At 71.1% G+C, this 4,855-nt stretch carries 4 protein-coding genes and 1 other RNA gene; 4 read left to right on the top strand and 1 reads right to left on the bottom strand.

The genetic code is table 11. The features are described 5' to 3' along the window. The first annotated feature begins 111 nt into the window (after positions 1–111). Both ssrA and LLG88_16725 read left to right on the top strand, forming a co-directional pair. Positions 112–471: a transfer-messenger RNA gene (gene ssrA, locus LLG88_16720) on the top strand. A 177-nt stretch (positions 472–648) separates the two neighbouring features. Beyond that, positions 649–1,176: an HD domain-containing protein gene (locus LLG88_16725; protein MCE5248552.1), complete on the top strand. Its 528-nt coding sequence runs from the start codon at positions 649–651 to the stop codon at positions 1,174–1,176. Positions 1,177–1,305: 129 nt separating this feature from the next. On the opposite strand, the gene LLG88_16730 is transcribed toward LLG88_16725, so the two are convergent. Further along, positions 1,306–3,696, bottom strand: a complete 2,391-nt coding sequence (locus tag LLG88_16730) for a thrombospondin type 3 repeat-containing protein (GenBank protein MCE5248553.1) — start codon at positions 3,694–3,696, stop codon at positions 1,306–1,308. Between the two features lie 217 nt (positions 3,697–3,913). Between LLG88_16730 and LLG88_16735 the strand changes: the two genes are divergently transcribed. After that, complete coding sequence (locus LLG88_16735; protein ID MCE5248554.1) at positions 3,914–4,513, top strand: type IV toxin-antitoxin system AbiEi family antitoxin domain-containing protein; 600 nt, start codon at positions 3,914–3,916, stop codon at positions 4,511–4,513. After that, positions 4,510–4,855 (top strand): nucleotidyl transferase AbiEii/AbiGii toxin family protein (locus LLG88_16740; protein MCE5248555.1); only part of this gene is annotated, 346 nt, incomplete at its 3' end. The genes LLG88_16735 and LLG88_16740, both read left to right, overlap by 4 nt.

Raw genomic sequence — 4,855 nt, forward strand, 5'->3', positions numbered from 1 at the left:
GCGGCGCGGAGCGGGCGCGTCCCGAAACTTCCTCCGCGCGGCCGCTTGCCTGCGCCGGGGCGGGAATCCCATAATCACCGCGTAGAGGAAGTGTCGGCGCGGATCTCGCTCGGGGGCGAATGGACTCGACGGGGTTCGGAAAGCGCAGGCGGCACGCCGAGGTTCCTGGTTCCTCGTTAAACACCGGGACGCTTAAACTAAGCGCCAACACTGAACTTCCTCTGGCTGCTTAACTAAACTAAGCAGTCCGTCCTCCGCCGCCCGCCCGTGGGCGGCGGTTCCGGGCGTCATTGGACGCGGGCTGGCCATTCCGTCGCTGGCCCGGCGGCGGAAGGCGAGACCAACGGGCTGGCGGACGGCGAGCCTGCCCTTCGGCGCGCCGAAAGCGAGATCCAAACGAAGCGGCTAAGCGTGTAGAAGCCTGTCGTGGACCAATCTCGGACGCGGGTTCGATTCCCGCCGCCTCCACCACCATCCAAGACCCCGGCCCGGGCGGCCGGGGTTTCTTGTTTCCGCGCGAACGGCCTGGCGACGTTCCGCGAGCCGGCAGCCCGCGGCCGATCGAATACAATCGCCGCGTCGCCGATCCGGGCGGCGGACGGGCGTTCGACGTCGAGGGGGGAATACATGGACGGGACGGGGGACTCGCTGGGGATCTTCGTTCGGGCCGTGGCGTTCGCGGCGGAGAGGCACCGGAGGCAGCGGCGCGACGACGCCGAGTCGTCTCCCTACATCAACCATCCGATCGCCGTGGCCGACGTGCTGGCGAACGAGGGCGGCGTCGCCGACCCGACCGTTCTCTGCGCGGCCGCGCTGCACGACACCGTCGAGGACACCGCGACCACGCCCGCCGAACTCGAGGCCGCCTTCGGGCCGAAGATCGCCTCGGTCGTGGGCGAGGTGACCGACGACATGTCGCTGGAGAAGGCGGAGCGCAAGCGGCGGCAGATCGAGCGCGCGGCGCGCATCTCGCGCGAGGCGAAGCTGGTCAAGCTCGCCGACAAGATCTGCAACCTGCGGGACATCCTCGCCGCGCCCCCGGCGGACTGGACGGCGGAGCGGAAGCGCGCCTACTTCGACTGGGCGGCGCTGGTCGTCGCCGGCGTGCGCGGCGTCCACCCCGTCCTCGAGGCGGAGTTCGATCGGCTGCTGGCGCGCCGCGACGAGCTCCGCTGAGGCGCGGGCGGCGCGAAGGCGGGGCGCCGATCAAGCCGTCCATCAGTTCGGACACGCGCGGTTCGTCGCTTCGCTCGTCGCGCCGTCGATCGCCGCCGCCGCAGCCCCGCCGCCGCGGCGACGACCGCGTCACGTGATCCAGGAGCTGACCTGCTCGCTCTTCCACTTCCCGCCTTCCTTCCGCAGGCGGAGCGTCTCGCCGTACCACTGCGCGTTCCAGATCACGAGCGCCTTCGTCCCGGAGTGATCGACGAAGACCTTGATCAACGCGGGGAAGTGGACGCCGAACCGCTTCCGCGCGAGCTCGGCTTCCGCGGGAGCGAGAACGACGACGCGCCCGCCGAACGACAGCCCGGCGAAGTCCCGGCGGTCGCCTTCGATGAACGTCGTCCTGCGGGACGTCAAGGCCACGCCGTCGAGGCGCATCGCGGACGAGTCCGTCCCGGCCGCGTCCTGCCCGCCCGGATCGCCGGTCAAGATCGGCTTCAGCGCTCCGTCGTCGGAAGCGGCGGCCAGTGCCGCGGCGATCACTTCCCCGCGCAAGGACGGCTTGGCCGAGCCCGCGACGTGGGGCAAGGGATCGGCCCCGTCGGGAATGCCGTCGCCGTCGCTGTCCGCGACGAGCGGGTCGGTCAGCAGTCGCTCCTCGGCCAGGTCGGTCAGCCCGTCGCCGTCGCTGTCCCGCTCGAGGTCGGCCCACGCGGCGTCGAGGTACAACCCCGACTGCTCCCGCTTGAAGGAGCGCGAAATGGGCGGCAAGGAAATCACGCTCGTGTCCAGCTCGCGGATGTCCGCCTCGATGTGCAGATGGTCGCCGGCGACGAGCGGCAGGCGGGAGAACGAGCGGATCGAATACGGCTGCATCGTCCGCAGGCCGGTGTAGAGGGGACGGCCCCAGGTCTTCCCGCCGTCTTCCGAGCGGACGATCCAGTACGCGCCGCCGGAAATCTCGCCCACGGGGTCGTAGTCTTGAGCAAGCCCGATCGCGGTCACCCGCCGGCCGTCTCGTTCGACGCGCACCGGAAAGAGCCCCGGCAGCTTCCACCGCTCGAGCGCGGTCGTGAGCTGGGCGCGCTCCTTGTCCGCCGGATTCCACGGTGCGACGTTCGCGGGCAGCGGGCGCTCGGAGAAGACGTGCAGCGGCGGCGCCGCGAGACGTCGTGCGATCAGTTCCGCCGCGGGGTCCGCGTCGCTCTTCGTCGGGCCCGCGCCGAATTGCCGCGCCGCGTCCGCGTCGGCCTGCGCCGCTTGCGTCCGACAGGCAGCGACCTGCGCCGCGAGCCGTTCGGGGAGGCCTTCGCTCGGCGCCGCCGACGAATCCGCGTCGGGGAGCAGTTCGCGGACGAATTCGTCGTAGCCGCTTTGCCGCGCGAGGCGGGCGAAGAGCCGTCGACGGGGCCGCTCGGCGCGTGACAAGAAAGCGCTCCTTGCAACGACCGCATGATCAAGGGTGTCGAACGCTTCGCCGGGCGCCTCGCCGGACAGGTGGTCGATCACGTCCCGGACAAGTTCCAGCGACTGAAGATCCTCGTCCGGACGCTCGCCGGGCTTTGTAGACGCCGGCGGGGCCGCCGCGATCCGTCGCGCGAGGTCGCGGTCCCCCTCGAGAAACAGCGCCGCGGCCAGCTCCGCGCGCAAGGGGGTGAGCCGTACGCCGAACTCCAGTCTATCCACGTGGCCTTCCTGCTCCTTCGATTCGAAGATCAGGACGGCCTCCCGCTCCGCGGACGGAATGGCGGCGAACGCCGCCGCCGCCTCGCGTTGAAGACCCGCCGCCAAGAGCGCCGCAAGGAGCCGGTTGCGGGCCGCGGCGAGAAACGCGCCGTCGCGCACGCCCGCGGCCAAGGCCGCGTCGAGCGCCGCGCGGGCCCAGGCGGCCGAGAGACAGAAATCGAAACGGTTGGCCTCCGCCTCCAGCAGCAGCAAGACCGGAGCGCCTGGATGTCGTTCGAGCGCGACGCGGAGCGACGCGTCGCCGAACGGAACCCGTCCCCACTCGAGCCGCTGCAGGTGGACGACGAGCGGCGTCGGGTCCGCGCTCGCCCTGATCTCCGCGAGGGCGACGTCGTCGTCGATGGAGTGCGATCCGATCCTCAAGAGGACCCATCCGACCTGTCGCACGACGGCGTCGGCCGCGGGTTCCCTCCGGTACGCCCGCCAGATCGCCGATTTCGCGCGCCGTGCGGGGACCGAGGTGGGGACGGAGTCCTCGCCCGTGTGGCCGATCTTGTGGACGATCAGCGTCGCCTCGACGAGGTCGGCCGCCGTCTCCCGCGCGACGCCGAAACGCGCGGCGATCTCGCCGACCGCTTCGTCGAGGGAACGGCCGGCGACCGTCGCCCGCCAAAGGGCCTCTTCCAGCCCCGCGCCGCATTCGTACCACTCGACGCACTCCGGGCGACGCTCTTTCCCGAGCGCCTTGAGTTCGGCGCTCGGCGACCAGCCGGCGTCTTCGGCGGCGACGGCGAACGCGGGCGCGAGCGATGCCGCGGCGAGCGCGGCGGCGAACATGATGCGCATGATCCCCCTCCCGGCGACGACGGCCGAAGCATAACGCCGCGCCCGGCGCCCGGGGCGGCGCCGCTGCGCCGTCGGTCGGACCGCCGCCGCACCGACCGTTTCCCGCGCCGCAGCGCTCGCTTCCGGCTGGCTGCAACCGACGGAGGCGTCGTCGGACGAAGTTCCGTTTTGTCGGTAGGCATTGACAAATACCGACGACACGAAACATGATGACGTCATGAAGAGTTCGCGCGAACGGATTCTGGATCTTGCCCGCACGCGCGCGTTCATCCGCCCACGCGACCTCGCCGCGGAGCGGATCCCCCGCGTCGCGCTCACGCGCCTGGTCCGGTGCGGTCTGCTCGAGCGGGTCGGCCGCGGCCTCTACTCGATCCCGGGGCGACCGATGTCCGCGAACGGCGCTCTGGCCGAGGTGGCGAGCTGGCAGCCGCAGGCGATCATCTGCCTTCTCTCCGCGCTGCAGTTCCACGAACTCACGACGCAGACGTCGTTCGCCGTCTGGCTCGCCGTGCCGAACAAGGCGCGTGCGCCGAGGCTGGATTATCCGCCGCTGCGCGTCGCCCGGTTTTCAGGCGCCGCGCTGACCGAAGGCGTCGAGGAACACATCGTCGACGGCGTGGCGGTGCGCGTCACGAGCGTCGCGCGCACGGTGGCGGACTGCTTCAAGTTCCGCAACAAGATCGGCCTCGACGTCGCGCTGGAGGCGCTGCGCGAGGCGTGGCGCGCCCGGCGCGTCGGCATGGACGAGCTCTGGCGTTGCGCCGAGCTCCGTCACGTGGCCAACGTGATGCGCCCGTATCTGGAGAGCCTGTCGTGAAGCGACGCAACGTGGCCGCGTCGGTGCGTGCGCGCCTGCTCAGGCTTGCGCGGGAAAGGAACCAGGAGTTCGGCCTGGTCCTGCTCCGCTACGCGTTGGAGCGCCTGCTGTACCGCATGAGCGTCTCGCCCCACGCCGATCAGTTCCTGCTGAAGGGCGCGCTGCTGTTCGAGCTCTGGTTCGACGTCCCGCATCGCCCGACGCGCGACGCCGACCTTCTGGGTTTCGGTTCGCCGGAGGCGCCGCGGCTCGAGACTGTCTTCCGCGAGATCTGCTCGCTCGAAGGGAACGACGGCGTGACCTTCCCGCCGAGCGCCGTGAAGGCGGCCGCGATCCGCGAGG

The organism is bacterium (assembly GCA_021372775.1).
Lineage (GTDB): Bacteria > Acidobacteriota > Polarisedimenticolia > J045 > J045 > JAJFTU01.

Coding starts and splice junctions, on each gene's coding strand:
- LLG88_16730 (MCE5248553.1), bottom strand. CDS start 3,696: ATGCGCATCATGTTCGCCGCCGCGCTCGCCGCGGCATCGCTCGCGCCC.
- LLG88_16735 (MCE5248554.1), top strand. CDS start 3,914: ATGAAGAGTTCGCGCGAACGGATTCTGGATCTTGCCCGCACGCGCGCG.